This is a genomic window from Paenibacillus sp. J22P90, from assembly GCF_059692195.1.
Window position 1 is genome coordinate 380,506 of the sequence record NZ_JCAUAY010000005.1, and the last position, 24,171, is coordinate 404,676.

General features: G+C 42.7%; 23 protein-coding genes. All 23 read left to right on the forward strand.

Annotation, left to right across the window (positions count from 1 at the left end):
* The first annotated feature begins 33 nt into the window (after positions 1–33).
* The 23 genes from AC58UX_RS19255 to nusA all read left to right on the forward strand — a co-directional run bounded on the left by AC58UX_RS19255 (position 34) and on the right by nusA (position 24,168).
* Positions 34–1,158 (forward strand): protein-glutamate methylesterase/protein-glutamine glutaminase, encoded by a 1,125-nt coding sequence (locus tag AC58UX_RS19255; RefSeq protein WP_497255584.1) that lies wholly within the window; start codon positions 34–36, stop codon positions 1,156–1,158.
* 49 nt (positions 1,159–1,207) lie between these two features.
* Positions 1,208–3,277, forward strand: coding sequence for a chemotaxis protein CheW (locus AC58UX_RS19260; protein WP_497255586.1), 2,070 nt, complete (start codon positions 1,208–1,210; stop codon positions 3,275–3,277).
* Positions 3,278–3,305: 28 nt separating this feature from the next.
* Positions 3,306–3,767, forward strand: coding sequence for a chemotaxis protein CheW (locus AC58UX_RS19265; protein ID WP_497255588.1), 462 nt, complete (start codon positions 3,306–3,308; stop codon positions 3,765–3,767).
* Positions 3,768–3,770: 3 nt separating this feature from the next.
* On the forward strand, positions 3,771–4,391 hold the full coding sequence (locus tag AC58UX_RS19270; protein WP_497255590.1) for a chemotaxis protein CheC: 621 nt from the start codon (positions 3,771–3,773) through the stop codon (positions 4,389–4,391).
* Positions 4,388–4,882 carry a chemotaxis protein CheD gene (locus AC58UX_RS19275; protein ID WP_497255592.1) on the forward strand — a complete coding sequence of 165 codons (495 nt, stop codon included), beginning with the start codon at positions 4,388–4,390 and terminating at the stop codon, positions 4,880–4,882. Before AC58UX_RS19270 ends, AC58UX_RS19275 begins: the two co-directional genes overlap by 4 nt.
* Positions 4,882–5,313 carry a hypothetical protein gene (locus AC58UX_RS19280; RefSeq protein ID WP_497255594.1) on the forward strand — a complete coding sequence of 144 codons (432 nt, stop codon included), beginning with the start codon at positions 4,882–4,884 and terminating at the stop codon, positions 5,311–5,313. The genes AC58UX_RS19275 and AC58UX_RS19280 overlap by 1 nt, the downstream gene beginning before the upstream one ends.
* Before the next feature lie 19 nt (positions 5,314–5,332).
* On the forward strand, positions 5,333–6,121 hold the full coding sequence (locus AC58UX_RS19285) for a FliA/WhiG family RNA polymerase sigma factor (protein ID WP_497255596.1): 789 nt from the start codon (positions 5,333–5,335) through the stop codon (positions 6,119–6,121).
* Positions 6,122–6,156: 35 nt separating this feature from the next.
* The gene (locus AC58UX_RS19290; protein WP_497255598.1) at positions 6,157–7,566 is read left to right on the forward strand and encodes a flagellar assembly protein A; all 1,410 of its coding nucleotides are present in this window, start codon (positions 6,157–6,159) and stop codon (positions 7,564–7,566) included.
* Positions 7,567–7,584: 18 nt separating this feature from the next.
* Complete coding sequence (locus AC58UX_RS19295) at positions 7,585–7,905, forward strand: hypothetical protein (RefSeq protein ID WP_497255600.1); 321 nt, start codon at positions 7,585–7,587, stop codon at positions 7,903–7,905.
* A gap of 31 nt (positions 7,906–7,936) precedes the next feature.
* Positions 7,937–8,515, forward strand: a complete 579-nt coding sequence (locus tag AC58UX_RS19300; RefSeq protein WP_497255602.1) for a hypothetical protein — start codon at positions 7,937–7,939, stop codon at positions 8,513–8,515.
* Entirely contained in the window at positions 8,508–9,026 is a 519-nt protein-coding gene (locus AC58UX_RS19305; protein WP_497255604.1) for a hypothetical protein, read from the forward strand. Before AC58UX_RS19300 ends, AC58UX_RS19305 begins: the two co-directional genes overlap by 8 nt.
* 245 nt (positions 9,027–9,271) lie before the next feature.
* On the forward strand, positions 9,272–9,970 hold the full coding sequence (rpsB, locus tag AC58UX_RS19310) for a 30S ribosomal protein S2 (RefSeq protein WP_497255606.1): 699 nt from the start codon (positions 9,272–9,274) through the stop codon (positions 9,968–9,970).
* Between the two features lie 116 nt (positions 9,971–10,086).
* The gene (tsf, locus tag AC58UX_RS19315; RefSeq protein WP_497255608.1) at positions 10,087–10,737 is read left to right on the forward strand and encodes a translation elongation factor Ts; all 651 of its coding nucleotides are present in this window, start codon (positions 10,087–10,089) and stop codon (positions 10,735–10,737) included.
* Between the two features lie 92 nt (positions 10,738–10,829).
* Positions 10,830–11,555, forward strand: a complete 726-nt coding sequence (gene pyrH, locus AC58UX_RS19320; protein WP_065853842.1) for a UMP kinase — start codon at positions 10,830–10,832, stop codon at positions 11,553–11,555.
* 3 nt (positions 11,556–11,558) lie between these two features.
* Positions 11,559–12,113, forward strand: a complete 555-nt coding sequence (gene frr / locus AC58UX_RS19325) for a ribosome recycling factor (protein ID WP_056625017.1) — start codon at positions 11,559–11,561, stop codon at positions 12,111–12,113.
* Between the two features lie 68 nt (positions 12,114–12,181).
* Positions 12,182–12,955, forward strand: a complete 774-nt coding sequence (gene uppS / locus AC58UX_RS19330) for an undecaprenyl pyrophosphate synthase (protein WP_497255611.1) — start codon at positions 12,182–12,184, stop codon at positions 12,953–12,955.
* 76 nt (positions 12,956–13,031) lie between these two features.
* Complete coding sequence (locus tag AC58UX_RS19335; protein WP_497255613.1) at positions 13,032–13,826, forward strand: phosphatidate cytidylyltransferase; 795 nt, start codon at positions 13,032–13,034, stop codon at positions 13,824–13,826.
* 24 nt (positions 13,827–13,850) lie between these two features.
* Positions 13,851–14,996: a 1-deoxy-D-xylulose-5-phosphate reductoisomerase gene (locus tag AC58UX_RS19340; protein WP_497255615.1), complete on the forward strand. Its 1,146-nt coding sequence runs from the start codon at positions 13,851–13,853 to the stop codon at positions 14,994–14,996.
* Between the two features lie 273 nt (positions 14,997–15,269).
* The gene (gene rseP, locus AC58UX_RS19345) at positions 15,270–16,529 is read left to right on the forward strand and encodes an RIP metalloprotease RseP (protein ID WP_497255617.1); all 1,260 of its coding nucleotides are present in this window, start codon (positions 15,270–15,272) and stop codon (positions 16,527–16,529) included.
* Positions 16,530–16,550: 21 nt separating this feature from the next.
* A complete protein-coding gene (gene proS, locus AC58UX_RS19350; RefSeq protein WP_497255619.1) occupies positions 16,551–17,999 on the forward strand; it encodes a proline--tRNA ligase in 1,449 nt (482 codons plus the stop codon).
* Positions 18,000–18,064: 65 nt separating this feature from the next.
* Positions 18,065–22,375, forward strand: coding sequence for a PolC-type DNA polymerase III (locus AC58UX_RS19355; protein ID WP_497255621.1), 4,311 nt, complete (start codon positions 18,065–18,067; stop codon positions 22,373–22,375).
* Between the two features lie 194 nt (positions 22,376–22,569).
* Positions 22,570–23,034 (forward strand): ribosome maturation factor RimP, encoded by a 465-nt coding sequence (gene rimP / locus AC58UX_RS19360; RefSeq protein ID WP_497255623.1) that lies wholly within the window; start codon positions 22,570–22,572, stop codon positions 23,032–23,034.
* 36 nt (positions 23,035–23,070) lie between these two features.
* Positions 23,071–24,168 (forward strand): transcription termination factor NusA, encoded by a 1,098-nt coding sequence (gene nusA, locus AC58UX_RS19365; protein ID WP_497255625.1) that lies wholly within the window; start codon positions 23,071–23,073, stop codon positions 24,166–24,168.
* The last annotated feature ends 3 nt before the right edge of the window (positions 24,169–24,171 follow it).

A 24,171-nucleotide genomic window follows, 5' to 3' on the forward strand; every position in this document is an offset into this window, starting at 1 on the left:
GTGTCGAATAAGCAGATAGAGGGGGGAAGCAGCTTGGCAATATATAACATTCTTGTCGTAGATGACTCCGTCTTTATGCGTAAGATCGTTAGTGATTTAATTTCTGAAAATCCACAGTTTAAGGTTGTAGGCACAGCCAAACATGGCCAAGAAGCCATTGAACAGGTTAAGCTGCTTCGTCCAGATGCTGTGACGATGGATATTGAAATGCCTGTGATGAATGGCTTGGATGCCCTTAAACACATCATGGAAGAGCAGCCGACGCCTACAATCATGTTGAGTTCCTTAACACAAGAGGGAGCCGCTGAGACGATTAAAGCTTTAGAGTTGGGTGCAGTAGACTTTATTCGAAAGCCATCTGGATCCATCTCTCTGGATTTGTTTAAAGTAAAGCTATTATTGCATGAGAAATTGTTAATGGCAGTTCGTTCCAAAATGAACGTGATTCAATCTTCTCGTGTGCAATCACCGCCTACTAAGGTAAATCCATTATCAATTAGATCTAAAATGATTAAAGAGAGTCTTAAGCAATCAGAAGTGAATGTTCCAGTTACTCCAGCTACAACACATTTTAACCACATCGTGGCCATAGGCACATCTACGGGGGGACCGAGAGCTTTACATCAGGTTATTTCTAATATTCCTGCAGGGTTCCCAGCTCCCATTTTAATCGTTCAGCATATGCCGCCTAATTTCACCAAATCGCTTGCCCAACGGCTGAATGATATTTCTCACATCCGGGTTGTTGAAGCGTCGGATGGTGAAGTTCTTCAGACCGCAACAGCCTACGTAGCTCCTGGGGGATGGCATATGGTTGTCTACAAAGATGCGAACCGAACGTACAAAATTCGATTAACCAAAGATGAACCGGTTTCAGGTCACCGACCATCTGTAGATGTGATGTTTGAATCCTTACTCTCCATGCAGGAATTAAAGCGACATGTCGTTTTAATGACAGGAATGGGAAGTGACGGAGCCAAAGGGATGCTTTCGCTGCGACAATCAGGTGTAACAACAACGATCGCTGAAGCAGAGGAAACCTGTGTCGTTTATGGGATGCCAAGAGCTGCTGTTGAAAACCATTCTGCAATGCATGTTTTACCTCAACAGGATATAGCAGTTCGTTTATCTAGATGTGTAATGAATGAAATGAACTGAACTGATGCAAACATAGGGTACTGAATGATTCTATTGGAGGTGTGTGGTAGTGGAACTTAGTCAATATCTGTCGATGTTTATCGATGAATCTAAAGAGCATTTGCAATCATTGAATGAAAATCTTCTTAATCTAGAAAGTAGTCCAAAAGACATAAGTATTGTACATAACATTTTTCGTTCAGCTCATACGTTAAAAGGGATGTCCGCAACGATGGGATTTGAAGACATCGCGGCACTTACACATGATATGGAAAATGTGCTAGACCTTGTACGTAATAGCAAAATTGAGATGGACCCCTACATATTCGATTGTATTTTTAAAAGCTTGGATTCCTTGGAATCCATGGTGGAAGATATCATTCAAGGCGGTACAGGTAAAGCAGACGTAAGTCCAATTGTATCTTCTTTGAGATCCATCGTGACAGGTGACTACAATAAAGCACAAGCTCCTGCAACTGCTGTTGCTGTCAAAGAACCAGCGAAAGGCATTGAAGTAGATGAGTTTCAATATTCAATTCTTCAACAGTCTATCGATTCTGGATTTCTAGTATTCTATATCGAAGTTAGTGTCAACGAAAACTGTGTATTAAAAGCAGCGCGCGCTTACATGGTGTTCGATGCAATGGAAAGAATGGGCGAAATTATTAAATCAACGCCTACTGTGCAAGAAATTGAGCAAGAGAAGTTTGACCGCTCGTTCTCACTCTACTTTATTTCAAAAGTAGATCAAGCGACGCTAGAGAAAGAGATTTTAAATGTTTCTGAGATTGCGTCTGCCGTTATTATTACAGTAGACACAGAGTCACTTGCTGAACTATCACGACCGGCTACTGAGATCGAAACAGCACGTCAAGAAATCGCTGCGGCTGTTGCGGAAACCGTACCTGCGCCTGAAGCACCTGCACCAAAAGCGGCCGAACCAGCTGTTACAGCTGCTACTAAACCAGCTGCGGGGGGAGCGCCAGTTGCAAGCCGTACGATTCGTGTTGATATAGAGCGTTTAGACACACTAATGAATTTATTCAGCGAGCTATTAATTGACCGAGTGCGTCTAGAGCAATTAGCGAGCGAAGTGAAACGTAATGATTTGACGGAAACGGTAGAACACATGTCGCGCGTTAGCAGCGATTTGCAAAATATCGTTTTGAAGCTTCGCATGGTTCCAGTAGATTCTGTATTTAATAGATTCCCGCGTATGATCAGAGACTTGGCCAAATCTTTGGATAAGAAGGTTGACCTTGTTATCACAGGCGCGGATACAGAATTAGATCGTACAGTTATAGATGAGATTGGCGATCCGCTAGTCCACTTATTGCGAAATGCAGTCGATCACGGAATCGAGTCGATCAGTGATCGCGTGGCAGCTGGTAAACCTGAGCAAGGAACGATACAGCTTCGCGCCTTCCACAGTGGAAATCACGTCTTTATTGAGATCGAGGAAGATGGCAAAGGGATTTACCGTGAGAAAGTATTGAAAACTGCGCTGAAAAATGGTCTCGTAACTCCTGAACAAGCAGCAAAATTAACGGATCATGAAGTGTATAACCTACTTTTCGCGTCTGGCTTTAGTACGGCTGAGAAAATTTCCGACATTTCTGGTCGCGGCGTTGGTTTAGACGTAGTGAAGACGAAGATTCAAATGTTGGGTGGACATGTTCAGGTTGATTCCAAGCCTGGCTTCGGAAGCAAATTTTCTGTGCAGCTGCCGTTGACGCTATCTATTATTTCCGCAATGCTAGTTCGCTTGGGCAGCGAGAAATATGCGATTCCATTGTCTTCTATCGTAGAAACTTCTGCTATTCAGAAGTCCCAAATTCGCAATATCCAAGGAACTAAAATGATTGATTATCGTAAATCCGTCATTCCATTAGTATCCCTGAGCTCCTTATTCCAAGTTCCAGATTTCAATGAGGATTTGGAAGAAGAAACAGAAATCGTTGTTGTTCGCAAAGGTGACAAACAAGTTGCCCTCATGGTGGATGAATTTATCGGACAACAAGAGATCGTGTTAAAAACTTTAGGCAAATATTTAACTGGCATTTTCGCAATTTCAGGAGCAACCATTCTTGGGGATGGGCAAGTTGCCTTAATCATTGATCCTAATGCATTAATTAAATAGAACCATATTCAATAAGGAGGATTTCAAAATGGGAGAAGAAAAAAAAGTAATTGTCTTCGCACTTGGATCGGAAGAGTATGGTGTTGAGGTAGAAAAGGTTAGAACGATTGAAAGAATGCAACCAATGACACGTGTGCCGAAAGCACCGGAATTTATTAAAGGTGTAATTAATTTACGTGGTGTTGTCATTCCAATTATTGATCTGCGTGCTAGATTTGGACTTGAAGAAGTATCCACTACGGATGCAACGCGTATTATTATCGTTTCTGCTGCAGAATTTGAAGTAGGACTGATTGTTGATTCAGCTAATGACGTTATTGATGTCGATACCGACAATATTAATACACCGCCAGAAGTCGTTGGTGGCATTAAAGCGAAATACTTGGATGGTATTGCACGTGTTGGAGAGAATCGTCTATTGGTGCTTCTTAACCTTGAGCAAGTCTTAAATCGTAGTGAAATTCAACAACTTGAAAGATTCGAGGAATAGCTTGTGGACGTTCTAAGCCAGCTAGAGGATTTTCAATTAGATGTGCTTAAAGAAGTAGGTAACATAGGCGCGGGGCATGCTGCTACTGCGCTTTCAACCCTCTTAGATAAGCCAATTGATATGCTTGTTCCTAAAGTAAGAATGCTGCCTTTCGAAGAAATTTGCGAAAGTGTTGGCGGCGCCGAGACGGTGGTTCTGGCTATCTTTCTAAGAGTAGAAGGGGATGCACCAGGCAATATGTTCTTCATATTAGACTTGGATGCTGCCAAAAATATGCTTAGAGACTTGGTTGGTCTATCGCTTCAGGATCAAGAAGAATACTCCGAACTTGAATTATCTGCGCTGAATGAAATTGGCAATATCCTTGCCGGGTCTTATTTATCGTCACTTGCTGATTTTACGAATTTAAATATGCAGCCGACAGTTCCAGCGCTGGCGATTGACATGGCTGGTGCAATTTTAAGCTATGGTTTATTGCAATTTGGTCAAATGGGAGACCAGGCTCTTCTCATTGATACTAAATTTTTGGAAGGGGACAATGAAGTGCAAGGGCACTTTTTCTTAATCCCTGATCCGGAATCGTTTGGTAAAATCTTTTCGGCATTAGGGGTAGTCTCTCCATGACGCAAGATAACTTAATTAAAGTTGGTATGGCTGACTTAAATGTTGCTCAACAACTTGGTGTATTGAAGACAACAGGATTGGGCTCATGTGTAGGGCTTACCCTCTATGATAGCCGATCCAAAGTAGCTGGAATGGCTCATGTGATGCTGCCTTCATCTGAAATCGCACGTGAAGGCTCGGTGAACATTGCTAAGTATGCGGATACGGCAATCCCTGAACTTATTTCTAGAATGGAAAAGGCAGGGGCCAATATTAGCAAACTTGAAGCCAAGCTTGCTGGCGGTGCTCAGATGTTTGCATTTGCAGGAAATAATGATACGATGAGAATCGGACCGAGGAATGTAGAATCTTGTAAAGAAATGTTGAATCGATACAAGATTCCAATCCTAGCTGAGGATACAGGAGCAAATTATGGTCGTACGATTGAGTTTTTTAGTGCGACAGGCATTTTACTGATCCGTAGTGTTCAATTGGGAGTAAAGGAAATTTAATGATGATTGGAACTATACGAATAAATTTCATCGTCGCCTTGTTAGCAGGAATTTTTACATTTGCCTTATCGATAGGCAATAACTTATTTATTTCCTCCTGCATCAAAAGTGGATACAGCTTCCTTATTTTATTCGTAATCACATTTGGTTTTAGATGGGTGTTAGGGTTGTTGATTGGACCGGTTTCTTCTATAGGGGATTCGACACATGGAGATTCTTCAGCCGCTATTGGTCAAAACCTAGATTTGAGCACACCTGATGAAGATGAGGAAACTCGGGAAATGATGAAAGCGATCCATGGGAACACGACCAAAGATGCACATTCTAATGAAACGCAATTTTCACCATTGAATCCACCTAAGCTAGTCACCAAGAATAATTTGGACCCTGAACAACTGGCGGGTGCCTTGAGGCGAATGTCTGAAGATTAAGGATGGTGAATCTTAACTCATGATTGATCAAAAGCAAGTTCAGCTAGCGAATATTGAATTGTGGAAGCAATGGAAGGAACATGGCTTAATTGCGGCGAGACAAGCTCTCATTGAAAATTATTTACCTTTAGTGGAGTATGTTTCAGGTAGATTAGCTATAGGTCTTCCTAAAAGTGTCTCCAAAGACGACTTGTCCAGCTTCGGTGTGATGGGCTTAATCGATGCCATTGAGAAGTTTGATTATGCGCGAGGTTTGCAATTTGAAACCTATGCTTCTTGGAGAATTCGTGGATCTATCATTGATGGTCTACGTCAAGGGGATTGGGTGCCAAGGTCTGTTAGGGAAAAAGCTAAGAAAGTAGAAGAAGCGTATCAAAAGTTGGAGCAGCAGCATCTTCGATCTGTTACAGATACTGAGATTAGCTCCTATCTGCAAATCAGTGAACAGGATTTTCAACAGATGCTTCAGGATATATCCATTACTACGATTTGTTCGATTGATGATCCCATCCGTGAAGAAGAAACGGAAACTAGACTTTCCCTAATTGTTGACGAGAAAGCGAAAAACCCAGAATCTCAAGTAAACGAGTTTTATCTCAAGGAATCGTTGGCGAAAGCGATTGATCGATTGACGGAGAAAGAGAGAACGGTTGTTTCTCTATTTTATTTCGAAGAATTATCCTTAAGTGAAATTGCTGAGGTTATGTGTTTATCTCCATCACGTATTTCCCAGCTACATTCTAAAGCAATTTTAAGACTCAAAGGTGTACTCGGACGATTTAAAAATCAACTTTTTCAAGATAATTAATCTTATTCTGAAAGTATGGAAAGGGTGGTATGTCCGTGACTGAAGGGAACATGCCTTTGGATTACTACATTAGTATTACTGTATCTGATGACAAATTATTTGCGCATATGCTGATCAGTAATACAGATGATACGTTTAAAGTGTCTATTGGGCAATTAATGGATTTGGTTCAAAAAAACCGCATTATACATGGTGTTAACCAAGTTGTACTTGCTGAAATTTCAGCAAATCCTAGAGCGTATACTCATACAAAGACATTAATCGCATCAGGAACTAAGCCGATCGAAGGTCAGAATGGCTATATTAAATTATCTTTTGATTTTGATGACAATGACAAAAAACCTTTGGAGCTGGATGACGGCCGGGTCAACTATAAAGAAGTTGTATCACTTCATAATGTAAGAAAAGGGCAATTAATCGGCCAACGTTTCTTAGCTACGACGGGCTCTCCAGGCCGTGCAGTTACAGGAGAGACGCTATTTACAAAAGCGGGCAAAGAAGCAAGATTCAAAGTAGGTAAAAATGTCGTGATGGACGCTGAGCAAATGGGACTTTATGCAACCATTGATGGCATGGTAGTACGTACGGATCGAGATAAAATTAATGTGTTCCCCGTTTATGAGATCAATGGGAATGTTGATTATAATGTAGGGAATATTGATTTTATCGGGACGGTTGTCGTTAGAGGCAACGTGCTTCCTGGGTTCAAAATTCGTGCAGCTGGAGATATTCGTGTAACAGGCGGTGTAGAAGCCGCGGAGCTTGAAGCAGAAGGTTCCATTGAAATATCAGCTGGAATTGTTGGTCAGAACAAAGCATTGATCAAAGCAGGTAAAAATGTAAAAAGTGCATTCATCCAAGACGCAACGATCGAAGCCGCAGGTGAGCTTACTGTTTCTCAAAGTATCATGCATTCAACCGTGCGAGCAGGCAAGAATGTGAATTGTGTTGGGGCAAAAGGTTTAATTGTTGGCGGAACGATTCAAGCGGGAGAACGTGTTACTGCTAGAACGATCGGCAATTCAATGTCAACGACAACCGTGATTGAAGTTGGTGTCTTGCCAGAGCTTCGTAATGAAATGATTCACCTTCGGAGCCAACTGAAATCTTTGGCTGAGAATATGGATAAGACGAGTAAAGCGCTTTCTTTACTGGATCAATTGGCCGCAGCCGGTCAGCTAAGTCCTGATAAATTAGCCATGCGTATTAAGCTCAATAATACCAAAAAGCAATCCTTTGACGAGCAAACTTCGATCAAGGAACGTATTTTGGAGATTGAGAAATCGCTTGAGGATTCTGAGAATGCCAAAGTTCAAGTAATATCAACTGTTTATGGTGGCACGAAAATTGTTATCGGGCGTTACACGAAATTCATTAAGGATCCAACGAACCGAATGACTTTCCGATTAAGCGATGGCGATATTTCAATGAGTGCAAACGTGTAAAAAGGGAGGGAGTAAACGATGAGTTTTAAAGCCATCGATTTACAATTCGCTGTACACAAGAACGATGAGGCGGGTATTAAGCAAAATCAATTGATGCAGAAACCGCGGCAGGATGGCATTATTTTAGAAAATCAAGCCACACAAACAACTGAACACGATAGACAACGAACCAGTAAACTCGAAGAGAGTGGACGTTCAGATATTCTGGATCGTCGTGATCAGAGAAAATCACAATCGGGTAAGGGGAAGACCAAGGGAGCAGTTGAGAGTGCTTCAACGGACACGGAACATCAACCCGAACATCCCTATAAAGGTCATCATATTGATTTATCTCTCTAACTTGCTATAGAAAAAGGTGAACTCCATGGTAATGCAGCCGGTGCTATACGTCATCCTTCTGGGTCTTGTGATGATTGTTTATGCAAGATTTATCCCGAAAGAGGAAGCGACGGCTTCATCCGCAAAAGCAACGGTTGTGCAAGAAATCGAAGACACGATTGAACACTTCGCCGCTGAAATGGATGAACAAAATCAAGCAATGCTTGATCTATTCTCAAAAACGAAGAAAGATTATGAAGTGGAGCTTGCCAAATTAGCTGGGCGTCTGGAAACCTTGGAGAGACAAAAGCACGAGCTCTCGAAAGAACTTACGACTCTTCATGTTAACCAGCAGCCATTGCCTAACCCAAGTGAGGTCGTTAGTGCTTTGCAAAAGCCGAATCAACCTGAGATTCATACAACTGTTCAAGTTGATCTGACTGTTCCTGAACCTGTCGTGGAAGAGCCTGCTTATGTAGGTTTAAGCATGAAAAGTCGATATGCTGAATTGTTTGCTTTACATGATCAAGGGAAAAGCGTCGAGGCTATTGCTAAAAAGCTCAGTATGAATAAAGGCGAGGTCAGTTTGATCCTTCAGCTTTCGAGACAGGAGGAACGGACACGTGTTTAAAAATAGAGCTTTAATGTCAGGAATCGGTATCGGTATTATTTTAGGTGCTATCCTTCTTCAAGTGATGCTCATTCGGCCGACTGCACCAAGTCAGTCAGGTATCGCATTAGATGAAATGGATCCACAAAAGCTAAAAGAAGAAGCTTCTAAATACTATCAAGTTTTAGAGAAGAATGTAAAAGTGTATACCCAGCCGGAATTGGATGCTGCTATTCAGAAGAAGCTTAAAGAGGAAGCGGATAAGCTAGCTGCGGCAAAACCACAAGATCAACCGAAAGCGACTTCGCCCGCGGCTCCTTCAAAGGTCGTTATTTATGTGCAGCCTAATCTTGATGCAACTGCTGTTGCGGATCTTCTAGTTAATTCAGGTGTGATCACTGATCGTAAAGCATTTGTTACGGAGCTTGACAAACATGGAGGAAACACCAAAATTCAAGTAGGTTATCATGAGTTTGTAGGTGTTCTTGATGTGCAAGCTATTGTTACGAATCTAATTACCAAACAATCATAAGTCTTTCAAAAGGATCTTCTTATAGAGATCTTTTTTTGTTTATATATACATAATCATGCCATTTCAAGGGCAGAATGACATTCATGATTAATGGTTGCACCTTGTTTTCAGTTGTGGTATATTTATTCACGGTGTTAAAAACTCACGCCAGTCAATTTGCATAACGGTGCTTACTTCGGTAGGTTTTATGCAAAGATGCGACAGGCGGCGGATACCAAATAAACCACTTAGAGGAGGGATTGGGGATGGCAGTTATCTCCATGAAACAGCTTTTAGAAGCTGGCGTACATTTCGGTCACCAAACACGTCGTTGGAATCCGAAAATGGACAAGTACATTTTTACTGAAAGAAACGGTATTTACATCATCGATCTTCAAAAAACGGTTAAAAAAGTTGAAGAAGCTTACAACTTTGTTAAATCTGTTGCAGAAGAGAACGGTACACTTCTTTTCGTAGGAACTAAGAAACAAGCTCAAGATTCAGTTGCTGAAGAAGCAGAACGTTGTGGCATGTACTTCATCAACCAACGTTGGTTGGGTGGTACACTTACAAACTTCTCAACAATTCAAAAACGTATCGATCGCTTGAAAACTCTTGAAAGATGGGAAGAGGATGGCACTTTCGAAGTTCTTCCTAAGAAAGAAGTTATCATTCTTCGCAAAGAGAAAGAGCGTCTTGAGAAATTCCTAGGCGGAATCAAGAACATGAAAGGTCTGCCAAGCGCACTTTTCATTATCGATCCTCGTAAAGAGCGTATTGCTGTAGCAGAAGCTCGTAAATTGGGTATCCCAATCGTTGGTATCGTAGATACAAACTGTGATCCAGACGAAATCGATTACGTGATTCCAGGTAACGATGACGCGATTCGCGCGGTTAAATTGCTAACAGCGAAAATTGCTGATGCAGTTATCGAAGCACACCAAGGCGAGCAAACAACAGCTTAAAATTATAGCATTGTGAAAAGGGTGGTTGGAAGGTGTAACAGCCTGTCACCACCCTTTTTTTAAAGAATACACTGGTGTTACATATAGACAATAACTATTCTCAGGAGGTTTCTTACATGGCAGTTACAGCAGCACAAGTAAAAGAATTACGTGAAAAAACAGGTGCAGGAATGTTAGATTGCAAGAAAGCACTTGAAGAAGCAAACGGTGATATCACGAAAGCTGGTGAGATTCTTCGTGAGAAAGGTCTTTCTGCAGCAGCTAACAAAGCTGGACGTATCGCTACAGAAGGCGCTGTAGAATCTTACATCCACGCTGGCGGTAAAGTTGGCGTTCTAGTTGAAATTAACTGTGAAACAGACTTCGTTGGTAAAACAGAGCAATTCAGAACGTTCTGTAAAGACATCGCAATGCACATTGCAGCTGCAAACCCAACTTATGTTCGTCGTGAAGAAGTACCAACAGAAGCTTTGGAAAAAGAAAAAGAAATTCTTCGCAACCAAGCTTTGAATGAAGGTAAACCAGAGAAAATCATCGACAAAATGGTTGAAGGCCGCATTGGTAAATACTACGAAGAGTTCTGCTTGATGGAGCAACAATTCGTTAAAGATCCAGACAAAACAATCGACCAATTGTTGAATGAGAAAATCGCAGCTATCGGCGAGAACATCTCCATCCGTCGTTTCGTACGTTTCGGTCTTGGTGAAGGTCTTGAGAAAAAACAAGAAAACTTTGCGGAAGAAGTTATGTCCCAAGTTAAACTATAATTCTAATATGTTAAAAAAGTTGGAACACTTGGTGTTCCTTCTTTTTTAGCCCTTAAAGAGATTGGTATGCATGGAAACGGAGGTCATACAAGTTGGGTCAACCTTTTTATAAAAGAATAGTGCTTAAATTGAGCGGCGAAGCTTTAGCAGGACAGCAGGGATATGGCATTGATTCAGAAGTCATCACCTCCATTGCTCAACAAGTAAAAGATGTAGTAGAATTAAATGTTGAGGTTGCTATCGTTGTTGGCGGCGGGAATATTTGGCGCGGAATCGCTGGTAGTGAGAAGGGCATGGATCGCGCAACAGCGGATTACATGGGAATGCTTGCTACTGTCATGAATTCACTGGCCTTGCAGGATGCATTGGAAAACATTGAGGTACCCACAAGAGTCCAGTCCTCCATTACTATGCAACAAGTCGCTGAGCCTTACATACGTAGAAGAGCTATGCGTCATCTTGAAAAGGGTAGAGTTGTTATTTTTGCCGCGGGAACAGGTAACCCTTATTTCTCGACAGATACAACAGCTGCCTTAAGAGCTGCAGAGATTGAAGCAGAAGTCATTCTTATGGCTAAAAACAAAGTGGATGGCGTGTACTCGGCTGATCCATTCAAAGATCCAACAGCTAAGAAGTTCGAAACGTTAACCTATATGGAAGTTATTAGCAACAACCTTGGTGTCATGGACTCTACTGCATCTTCCCTTTGTATGGATAACAACATTCCGTTGGTTGTGTTCAACATCACGGAAAAAGGGAATATCAAACGAGTGGTCCTTGGCGAGAAAATTGGGACTACAGTTAAAGGGAGTGTATAAACCATGCCGCAGTCAGTGAAGAAGAACGCAGAAGATCGGATGGATAAAGCGATTGGCGCGCTAAGAAGAGATTTGACTTCTCTTCGTGCGGGACGTGCTACTCCATCATTATTGGATCGCATTCAAGTGGAATACTATGGTGCGATGACGCCAGTTAATCAATTGGCAAATTTGACTACACCTGATTCACGTACACTTCTCATTCAACCATGGGATAAAAGCTCTATGTCTTCCATTGAGAAGGCAATTATGAAGTCCGACCTTGGCTTAACACCATCGAATGACGGTATCGTCATCCGTATTGTTATCCCTGCCCTAACAGAAGAACGTCGTAGTGACTTGGTGAAAATGACGAAGAAATTTGGCGAAGAAGCCAAAATTGCCATTCGTAACATTCGCCGCGATGCGAACGACGAAATTAAAAAGCTTGAAAAAGCAGGTATTTCTGAAGATGAATCCCGTAAGCATCAAGAGGATATTCAGAAATTCACTGATAAATTCGTAGCTGAAGTTGAGAAAGTTTTGGCTGCTAAAGAAAAAGAAATCATGGAAGTATAAGATAGATATGCCCCCGGGTAACCATTCGCTGGGGGTTTTTCATCTTTCCCTAGTTGGGAGGAACAACTGTGCTCAAACTATTTAAGAAGTGGTTAACCCAAACGAGTAAGAATGTGTCTGTTGCGACCCCTGAGATAGAGTTGGACAAAGTCCCGGCACATGTTGCGATTATTATGGATGGCAATGGTCGATGGGCCAAGAAAAGAGGCTTGCCTCGTGTTGCCGGTCATCATTCGGGCATGAAAAATGTCAAGAAGATTACGATGGCAGCCAATGATATTGGTGTCAAAGTCTTGACGATGTATGCTTTCTCCACGGAAAACTGGAAGCGACCGAAAGATGAAGTGGAATTCTTAATGAAGCTTCCACAAGAATTTTTTCCTTTGGAAATTGAAGAATTGATTCAAAACAATGTGCGTATTCGCATGACCGGTTGGAAAGAAGGCTTACCTGAGCACACGCTGAAAGCAATCGAAGGTGCGATCGAGCGGACGAAGGATAATACGGGTCTCATTCTGAATTTTGCCTTAAATTATGGCGGTCGTAAGGAAATCATTGCAGGCGTTCAGGATATGATGAAAGATGTGCAAAACGGTAACTTGAAGCCGGATGAACTGGATGAATCACTCTTTTCTTCTTACATGTTAACGTCGGATTTGCCTGATCCCGATTTGTTAATTCGAACGAGCGGGGAGCTGCGATTAAGTAATTTTCTGCTGTGGCAATTAGCTTATTCGGAATTTTGGTTCACAGATGCCTATTGGCCAGAATTCACAGAGGACTTATTTATGCAAGCCATTGCTGAATATCAGCGCCGCGGTAGAAGATACGGTGGTATTTAACATTTGATTGTGTATCTTTTTGTCACTACACATGGATGGCTTAGAGATAAACGTTGTTCATCTAGGGGGATTCAACTTGAAGCAAAGGATTATCACAGGCGTTATTGCCGGTCTCGCATTTATTACACTTCTCGTACTCGGTGATTTGTGGTATGCAGGTTTGATTGTACTCGTTTCGATTATTGGTTATCGCGAGTATTTACAAATGAATGGGTATATGGCTTATAAAGGAACAGCTGCAGTTGGACTCATCGCGCTTTTATGTTTAACGATGCCATGGGGACTGTTAGGCGTAACCTTTACACTCTCGTTTTCCGCAGTCATGTGGATACTCATGTTTTTACTGCTCTTCATTACAGTTTCCTCCAAAAACAAGATCACAATTGACCAAGTGTCTGTCATTTTACTAGGCGTACTTTACATTGGTTTTGGTTTTAACTATATGATTGAGGCGCGTTTGGCGGAAAATGGCTTATTTTGGACAATCATGGTTTTCGTATGTATATGGGCATCTGATGCAGGCGCGTATTTTGTCGGTTCCAAGCTAGGTAAGACGCCGTTGTGGCCGCAAATTAGCCCGAAGAAGTCCATTGAAGGCGCCATAGGCGGTGTTGTTATTGCGATGATTTTAGCGTTAGCATTCGCATGGTACTCGCCAGAGCTTTTAAGTGTGGGTAAAGCACTTTTGTTAGGATTTGTCATTGCGGTTGTAGGACAAGTTGGTGATTTAATTCAATCTGCTTATAAGCGAGTAAAAGGAATTAAAGACACGGGAACTCTGCTGCCTGGACACGGCGGTGTACTTGACCGGATGGATAGCTGGTTAATCGTTTTCCCATTCATTTATCTGCTCGACTTGATTCCTAACTAATATGCATGAGCGAGGTTGAAACATATGAAGAAAATTGCCATCTTGGGATCGACAGGATCCATAGGGACTCAAACCTTGGATATCGTTCAACATTCGCCTGAAAAATTTCAAGTAGAAGCGATATCTGCTGGATATAACCGTGACCTCGTCATCAAGCAGGCGAAACAGTTTCGTCCCAAGCTTGTGTCGGTTGCCACAAAGGAATTGGCGGAAGAGGTTGCAAGTCAACTGCCTTCAGATATCAAAGTGCTTTATGGCGAAGAAGGACTGTTAGAAGTTGCTGCTTCAACCGACGCTGATTTGCTCGTGAGTGCGCTTGTAGGTAGTCAAGGTTTGAAGCCTACGTTAGCAGCGATTGAAGCTGGCAAAGACATTGGACTTGCCAACAAAGAGACATTAGTAAGTGCTGGGCATATCGTAACGGAAGCGGTGGCTCGTAAAGGTGTTGCGTTGCTTCCAATTGACAGTGAGCATTCGGCTATTTTTCAATGCTTAAATGGTGAAAATCGTCCTCAAGTCGCACAGATAACGATTACAGCATCTGGTGGTTCTTTTCGTGATCGTACGCGGGAGCAACTAGTTGGTGTAACGGTGGAGGATGCACTCAAACATCCGAACTGGTCCATGGGAGCTAAAATTACGATTGATTCTGCGACGATGGTGAATAAAGGGCTTGAAGTGATTGAAGCGCATTGGCTTTTCGGTTTGACCTATGAGGAGATCAATGTCATTCTTCATCCAGAAAGCGTCATTCATTCCTACGTAGAATTCGTGGATAACAGTGTCATTGCACAGTTAGGCAATCCGGATATGCGGGTTCCGATTCAGTATGCTTTAACGTACCCTGATCGATATCCGACGCCAACAACGCGATTGGATCTTGCCGCGATTGGTAAGCTGCATTTCCGAGAAATGGATTACTCACGTTTCCCATTGTTGCGAATGGCGTTCGAAAGCGGTAAACAAGGTGGCATTACGCCTACCGTGTATAACGCTGCCAATGAGATTGCGGTCGCTCGTTTTCTTAAAGGAGACATTTCATTTCTACAAATTGAAGACGTTATTGAAGCTGTGTTGCACAAACACGAGTTGTATGCGAACCCGACAATTGAGCACATTCATGAGCAAGATCAATGGGCTAGATCATTCGCCGCTTCTATTCGTTTCTAACCATTTAGGAAGAGCAAAGGTCAGTTTAGGCGGGCTCAGCTCTTTTTTCAATTTCGTAGGTCTAGGCTGTTGAAGAGAAGTCTAAATATTTCTCGGAGTTCGTATACTGACCTGAGCGGGCATAGCTTGTATTCAGCGGTTCAATAGTGGTAATCTAAGAACAGAACAGCTGATCTTAAGTTGATGCTTAGAAGGTAGGTTTTTAACTGAAAGCATCTGGTCATTCGTACATAGGATCGTTTTCTGAAGAAAACCCGAAGGAGGAAATACGACTTGTCGGCCATTGAAGTTGGGTTAAAGGTTATTTTGTTGTTTTTCGTTCTTGTTACGATTCATGAATGGGGCCATTTTTACTTTGCAAAACGTGCAGGTATTTTAGTTCGTGAATTTGCAATTGGTTTCGGTCCTAAAATTTTTTCATATAAAAAGGGGGAGACCCGATATACGCTGCGAATTTTGCCGATTGGTGGATTTGTTCGTATGGCTGGGGAAGACCCGGAGATTGTTCAAGTAAATCCTGGACAAACGGTTGCCATTAAATTAAACAAACAAAATCAAGTAACGTTCTTATATTTGGACCAATTAGATCGACGTTCCAATGTCGTCATTGGTGTCGTGGAACACATTGATTTGGAGAGAGCGCTTCGCGTTTCACTTGATGTCGATGGTGAGAAGGTGACTTATCCGATTGATCCGCAAGCGATGATGGTTACCAAAGGGACGGAAACGCAAATCGCGCCTTACGACCGTCAATTCGGATCCAAATCTGTTGGGAAACGTGCCCTCGCGATCGTGATGGGGCCAGTTATGAATTTCATTTTGGCAATAGTCTTGTTCTTCATTGTTGTTGCAATGTCGGGAGTATTCACAAATGTGAAGCTGGATACCGTTATTGCAGGCAAAGCAGGTGAGAAAGCTGGCTTGCACAAAGGTGACATTATCATGTCCATTGATAAGCAGCCTATCGGTGACGATCGCGAGAAACTCGTTACTGCCATCCAAGCGTCAGCTGGAAAGCCGATGACATGGGTCATTGACCGCGCTGGCAATCCGCTTACGCTACAAGTGACACCTGAAATGGAAGACGGTGCAGGCAAGCTTGGTGTTGTGATTAGCGGCGACCGTAGAAGCGCTAGCATTGGTGAAATATTCACGGGGACGTATGATCAGGTTGTTGGTACAACCATTGGCATCGTAACAGGCTTGCAAAAGCTTGTCATGCTGCAATTCAAACTTGATGATCTTGGCGGTCCAGTTAGAACGGCTCAGGTATCTGCTGAATTTGCTAAAATGGGACTGACTTACTTAATTTCTTGGGCAGCTACATTAAGTCTATATCTTGGTATTTTCAACCTATTGCCAATTCCAGCTCTAGACGGAAGCCGTCTGCTCTTTATGGGCTTAGAAGCATTGAGAGGAAAACCGATAGATCCGAATCGCGAGAGTATGGTTCATTTTGTCGGTTTTGCATTGCTCATGCTGCTGATGGTAGCTGTTACGTACAATGATATTTTACGATTGATTAAGGGCTAGTCCTAATCTGTGGGAGGGTTTATGTCAAACGATAAGCAATTTGTTAAAGAAATTACACCACAAGGAGAAGATTTCTCTCGCTGGTACATAGATGTTATTAAGAAAGCGGATTTGATGAGCTATTCTCCGGTACGTGGTTGTATCGTATTTAAACCGGATGGTTATGAGATTTGGGAAAATATTCAGCGTGAGCTGGATAGCAAATTCAAAGAAACAGGCCACCGCAATGCGTATTTCCCATTGTTTATCCCGGAAAGCTTTTTCCAAAAGGAAAAAGAGCATGTTGAGGGCTTTAATCCTGAACTTCCATGGGTAACAGAAGCTGGTGGAGAGAAGTTAGAAGAGCGTTTGGCTATTCGCCCAACTTCGGAAACAATGATCGGTCACATGTACGCCGAGTGGATTAATTCCTACCGCGATCTTCCTTTGCTCATCAATCAATGGGCGAACGTCGTTCGTTGGGAGAAGCGAACACTGCCTTTCCTTCGCACAACGGAGTTTTTGTGGCAAGAAGGTCATACCGCACATGAAGACGAACAAGATGCTCGCCGCGAAACGATGCAGATGCTGGATGTATATCGCCAATTTGCAGAGGATTTCCTAGCAATTCCGGTAATCGTAGGTCAGAAGACGCCATCCGAGAAATTTGCGGGTGCGATCGATACATTCTCCATCGAAGCGATGATGAAAGATGGCAAAGCAGTGCAAGCGGGTACGTCTCATTACCTAGGAACGAATTTCGCTGTTGCCTTTGATATCAAATTCCTTGATCGCGAGAATCAGCATCAATTTGCGCACACGACATCATGGGGAGTTAGTACTCGATTAATCGGTGCTCTTATCATGGTTCACGGTGATGATCGTGGTCTAGTGCTACCTCCAAAGGTTGCACCTACACAAGTCATCATGATTCCAATCGGACCTCCAAAAACACGTGAACAAGTCATCGGACGCGTTGATGAGCTGTACGCAGAGCTGAAAAAGGCAGGCGTTCGCGTTAAAGTGGATGATCGTGCTGATCAAAGTCCTGGTTGGAAATTCAACGAGTATGAAATGCGCGGCGTTCCAATCCGTGTAGAGCTTGGTCCTCGTGACATGGAAAATGGCGTTGTTGTACTCGTTTCTCGCGTTAGCGGTGAAAAGAAAATCGTGCAACAAGCTGATTTTGTGCAAGAAGTTCAAAATTTACTTGCTGAGATTCATCAGCAGATGTATGATAAAGCGAAGCAATTCCGTGACGAGCACTATATTGCGGTAGATACGATCGATGAGTTTAAAACATTCTTGGAGACGAAACGCGGATTTGCCTTGGCTGGCTGGTGTGGATCTGACGCTTGTGAATCGCAAGTGAAGGAAGAAACAGGAGCAACAAGTCGTAATATCCCGTTCACACCATCTGAAACGAAATCAACTTGTCTTGTTTGCGGCGATGCTGCTAAGCATACAGTTGTCTTTGGAAGAAGCTATTAATTGCAATCAAGGGCATATGGAGGTCTTACTCCATTGCCCTTGGTATGTTTATGGGGAGGCTGTTCATGAGTAATTTGGCTGATAAACGGAATCGCTTTGAGCTTTTGATGCAGCAAGCCGAGATTCCAGCCGATGTTGTACGGTCATATTTTGCAGAAGGTTACATTGATCAAGTAGAAATCAGTCGAAAAAACCGCGATTGGACATTCTATTTGGTTAAAAATGACCTTGTGCCTCTGAACATTTATCGTTCATTTTGTAAAATGATTCAAGAGAAATTTGCGCAAATCGCGAAAATTCGGTTTATTTGGAAGTATGAGCAAGCAGAGCCAGCTGCTCTAGTTGAGGAGTACTGGAGTCTATTTATGGAATGGCTGCAGCGGGAAGTTCCTTCTGTGAATGGCTGGATGTCGAAGGCCAGGTTCGAGGTACAAGGGCATGCACTTTCGCTAGTTATGTTGGATGCGATTGGTCTTGAGTTAGCGAAGAAGAAAAATATCGATATGTTTATTCGAAACTTTTTTCATAACTTTTTTCAAACGGAATTATCCATTAAATATGCTATGAGTGATACGACTGAAATCGTTGCAGAGTATGAGAAGTTTGCTAAGCAGCGTGAGCAAGGTGAGAAAACATTCACCCAAGAAATCATGATGTCCATTGACATGGAGGAAGAAGAGTCCTCGTTGCCAGAGGGTGAATTGAAGCTGGTCATGGGTATTGATATAAAGGAAGTTCCAACACCACTGAAGGATATTCAAGAAGAAGAGAAGAAGATCACGGTACAAGGCACCGTATTTGGACTGGATGTTAAAGAATTAAGAAACGGGAACACCCTGTTTACGTTTAACATCACAGATTTCTCCGATTCACTTGCGATGAAGGTGTTTGCTAAGACCAAAGATGACGTGAAGATCATGAGTCTTCTTGCTAACGGTACTTGGATTCGAGCTAGAGGGAAAGTCGAGTATGATCGGTTCATGCAAATTCCTGAGCTTGTGATGATTCCGAATGATCTGTACGAAGTGATGGCGCCGAGGGACCGGATGGATGATGCAGCGGAGAAGCGTGTAGAGTTCCATTTGCACACAACGATGAGTACGATGGACGCCTTGACGCCTATTGATCAGTACGTGAAAATGGCCGCCAAATGGGGACATAAAGCCATTGCGGTTACAGATCATAGCAATATTCAATGTTTTCCTGATGCCGGTAAAGCAGCTAAGAAGCATGGGATTAAAGTGATTTATGGTGTTGAAGCGAACGTTGTTAATGATTCGGTTCCCATCGTTATGAATGGTCGAGATATGGATCTGAAACAAGCGACCTATGTTATTTTCGACGTGGAGACAACGGGGCTATCGGTCACCAATAATCGCATCATCGAGCTTGCTGGTGTGAAAATGCAGGATGGCAAAGAAATTGATCGTTTCGCCACGTTCATTAATCCACATGAGAAGATCCCTTACAATATTCAGCAATTAACGAATATTAATGATGATATGGTGAAGGATGCTCCGGACATTGAGGACGAGCTTCCGAAGTTTGTTGAATTCATTGGAGATTGCGTGCTTGTTGCGCATAACGCTCGGTTCGATATGGGCTTTCTTCAAGCGAATCTAAAGCGTATGAACTTGCCTGAAGTTACAAATTCCGTGTTAGATACGCTGGAGCTTGCCAGATTTCTCTTCCCGTCTATGAAGAATCATCGTCTCAATACGTTGTCCGATAAATTTAAAGTAAGTCTCGATAACCATCACCGAGCGATTGATGACTCGATTGCGCTTGGTTATGTACTTTACCATTTAATTAATGAGGCTAATGATCGTCAGATTACGAGTCTCGCGAAATTGAATGATTATGTCGGGAAAGATTTATCCAATCAACGTCCATTTCATTCCTGTATTTATGCGCTTAACCCTGTTGGGAAGAAAAATCTCTTTAAGCTGATCTCAATGTCACATACGACGTACCTGCAGCGACAAGCAACGATTCCCAAAAGCGTGTTAGTGGAGCATAGAGAGGGCCTTTTAATTACCTCTGGCTGTGAAAAAGGCGAGTTTTTCGAAGCTGTTCTTAATAAATCAATCGAAGAGGCCGAGCAAGTTGCTGAGTTTTATGACATCCTCGAAATTCAGCCCGTTAGCTATAACATGCATCTCGTGGAAAAAGGACTTGTCGGATCTGCCCAAGATCTCGAAAATGCCGTTCGTCGCGTATGCGAAATCGGTTATAAAACGGGGAAACCTGTCATTGCGACGGGAAATGCCCATTACCTTAACCCACGGGAAAAAGTATGCCGCGACATTACGATCAATGGGATAACAGGCTTTAGTCCATTGAAAGCAATGAAGAAGCCGGATGCACATTTCCGTACAACGAAAGAGATGTTGGAAGAGTTTAAGTTTTTGGGTGCCGAGAAGGCGTTTGAGGTTGTTGTACGCAGTACGAATGATCTTGCTGATCGATTTGAATCCATTGAGCTTTTCCCGGACAAGCTGTTTACACCAATTATCGAAGGTGCCGACGAAGAGATTCGGACAACCTGCTATGACACTGCGAAAAGCATTTATGGTGATGAGCTGCCAGAAGTTATTATTGCTCGGTTAGAGAAAGAGCTTGTTCCTATCATTAAATTCGGTTTCTCTGCCAATTATTTGATTTCTGAACGACTTGTGAAAAAATCAAATGCGGACGGATACCTCGTAGGTTCTCGGGGATCTGTTGGATCTTCTGTCGTTGCGATGATGTTAGGGATATCTGAGGTTAATCCGTTGCCTCCTCACTATATATGTCTAACGTGCAGGCACAGTGAGTGGTTCCTTGATGGAAGCGTACCGAGTGGTTTCGACTTACCGAATAAAGTATGTCCTTCCTGCGGCGGGAATTTGAAAGGGGATGGGCATGACATTCCTTTCGAAACGTTCCTAGGCTTTAAAGGGGACAAGGTTCCCGATATCGATTTGAACTTCTCTGGTGTTTATCAGCCCGTTGCCCATAATTTCACGAAGGAGATCTTTGGACCTAAGAATGTATTTCGTGCAGGGACGATCGGGACGGTTGCGGAGAAAACAGCTTTCGGATTTGTGAAGAAGTACGAAGAAGAACAGGGTCAGAAGTGGCGCGGAGCAGAGCTTGCTCGATTAGCTTCAGGATGTACTGGGGTTAAAAGAAGTACGGGGCAGCATCCCGGCGGTATTGTCGTAGTTCCGGATTATATTGAAGTCGATGATATTACGCCGGTTCAATATCCTGCTGATGACAAAAACTCGGAATGGATGACGACCCATTTTGACTATCATGCCTTCGATGCGAACTTGCTAAAACTAGATATTCTCGGACACGACGATCCGACGATGATGCGGATGCTTCAAGATTTGACAGGTATTGATCCAACAACGATTCCCATGAATGATGAGAAAGCGATGAGTATTTTCAATTCAACGGAAGCCTTGGGCGTAAGACCTGATCAGATTCGATCTCCAGTAGCGACGTATGGTGTTCCCGAGATGGGTACGAAGTTCGTTAGACAGATGCTTCAGGAAACGCAACCATCCTCTTTTGCCGATTTATTGCAAATTTCAGGGTTGTCCCATGGAACGGGTGTTTGGTTAGGGAACGCGCAGGAACTAATCAAAAAAGGTATCTGTAACATTAAGACGGTTATTGGTTGTCGGGATGATATCATGCTCTTCTTGATCTATAAAGCGGGAATGGATGCAGGTCTTGCTTTTAAAATTACAGAGAGCGTTCGTAAAGGGAAGGGTCTAACCGACGAATGGAAAGAGGAGATGAAGCGCTGTAATGTACCCGCTTGGTATATTGAATCCTGCGAACGGATTGAATATATGTTTCCAAAAGCGCATGCTGCTGCTTACGTTATCTCCGCTGTTCGTACTGCTTACTTCAAGGTATATCATCCGATTGCTTACTACGCTACTTATTTTAGTGTACGTGCAGCGGACTTTGATCTTGAACTGCTTTGCCAAGGCTATGATGCGATTCTCAAACAACTTATAGAGATTGAAGCGAAGGGTTTCCAAGCGCTACCAAAAGAGAAAGCCATGGTCTCCATTCTTGAAATGTCGTTAGAAATGACATCACGTGGCTTTAGCTTCAAGCCTATTGATATTTATCGTTCCGATGCGACAAAATTCATCATTGATGGCACATCTTTAATTCCACCATTTGCGGCTATGTCTGGGATTGGTGAAAATGCTGCCAAAAATATTGCTGCTGCCAAAGAAGAAGGCGATTTCCTCTCAATTGAGGATTTCCAGAATAAATCTAAGGCTTCTAAAACCGTCATAGAGCTGCTGACTTCCATGGGTTGTTTCCGTGGTATGCCTGAGTCTAATCAGCTTTCTTTGTTCTAACAAACAGCTGTCAAGTGAAAATGATTAACAAGTTTGCTATTGTAATGCAAAGATTGGTTATGGTATAATTTTTATTGGTAATAATGAGGATATCATCTTGTGATTAGAGAGTGGGGAAACCCACTCTTTGCATTTTGATATAGGACTTTTTCGGATACGACAAGAAGAAGTCAATTTAGGAGGTACACGTATCTGTGGTTACACAAGAGCAAATCAAATCCATCATAGCGGACATGCTGAAGGATTTTGTAGAACAAAACGGCTTTGAAATCGTTGATATTGAGTATGTCAAAGAGGGCAGCAATTGGTTCCTTCGTGTCTATGCGGACAAAGAAGGCGGAATTGATATAGATGATTGCGGCCGCATCAGTGAATACCTAAGTGTTCAATTGGATGAGAAAGATCCGATCTCTGATGCTTATTTCTTGGAAGTTTCTTCACCAGGGGCAGAACGCCCGCTTAAGAAGCCTCAAGATTATTATAAAGCCGTGAATAGTCACGTATTTGTTACCACGTATGAGACGATTGACGGTTCAAAGGAATTTGAAGGATTGTTGCAGTCTTATGATGAGGAAGTTCTCGTGATTGAGATTGGTAAAAAGAAAATTAGCATTCCGGTTGCTAAATTAGCTAGCGCTCGTCTCGCTATCGTATTTTAGTCATCGTTACTTATTGAAAGGGGGGACTCAGTTCAAATGAACACGGATTTTATTGAAGCGCTGTCGGAAATTGAACGAGAGAAGGGTATCTCCAAGGAGCTACTCATTGATGCTATTGAAGCGGCGATGATTTCAAGTTATAAACGTAATTTCAACACGGCACAGAACGTGCGTGTAGATATCAATCGACATACGGGTCTTATCAAGGTATATGCAAGGAAGACCGTTACAGAGGATGTATTGGATCCGAGATTGGAAATTTCTGTGCATGCTTCACGTGAAATTAATCCAAACTACCAATTGGATGATATTGTTGAAATTGAAGTGACGCCTCGTGATTTTGGACGTATTGCCGCACAAACTGCGAAACAGGTCGTAACGCAACGTATCCGCGAAGCCGAGCGTGGCTTAATTTATAATGCTTTTATCGATAAAGAAGAAGATATCGTTACGGGTATCCTACAGCGTCAAGATCAACGTAATATTTATGTTGACCTGGGTAAAGTAGAAGCAGTTCTTCCACTTACGGAGCTTATGCCTACGGATAAGTTCAAGCAGGGAGACCGCATCAAGGCGTATATCACAAAAGTTGAGAACACGACGAAGGGTCCTCAAATTATTTTATCAAGAACACATCCAGGTTTATTGAAGCGTTTATTTGAGCTGGAAGTTCCTGAAATTTTTGATGGTGTAGTTGAAATTCGTTCAGTTGCTCGTGAAGCAGGCTTCCGTTCGAAAATTGCGGTTCACTCTCGCAACCCTGAGGTTGATCCTGTAGGTTCATGTGTAGGACCTAAAGGATTACGCGTTCAAACGATCGTGACTGAGCTGCGCGGTGAGAAGATCGATATCGTTCGTTGGATGGAAAGCGTGGAAGAGTACGTAGCGAATGCGCTTAGCCCTTCTAAAGTGCTTGAAGTTCAAATTCATGAAAATGAAAAAATGGCGCGTGTCATTGTGCCTGATTATCAACTTTCTTTGGCCATTGGGATTAAAGGGCAGAACGCACGTTTGGCTGCCAAACTAACGGGCTGGAAAATCGATATCAAGAGCGAAACACAAGCTGAGCAAGAATATGGCAGAGTGAAAACGTACACGGAAGAGATGCATCAGGATTCGGTAAGCATCGATTAAGTT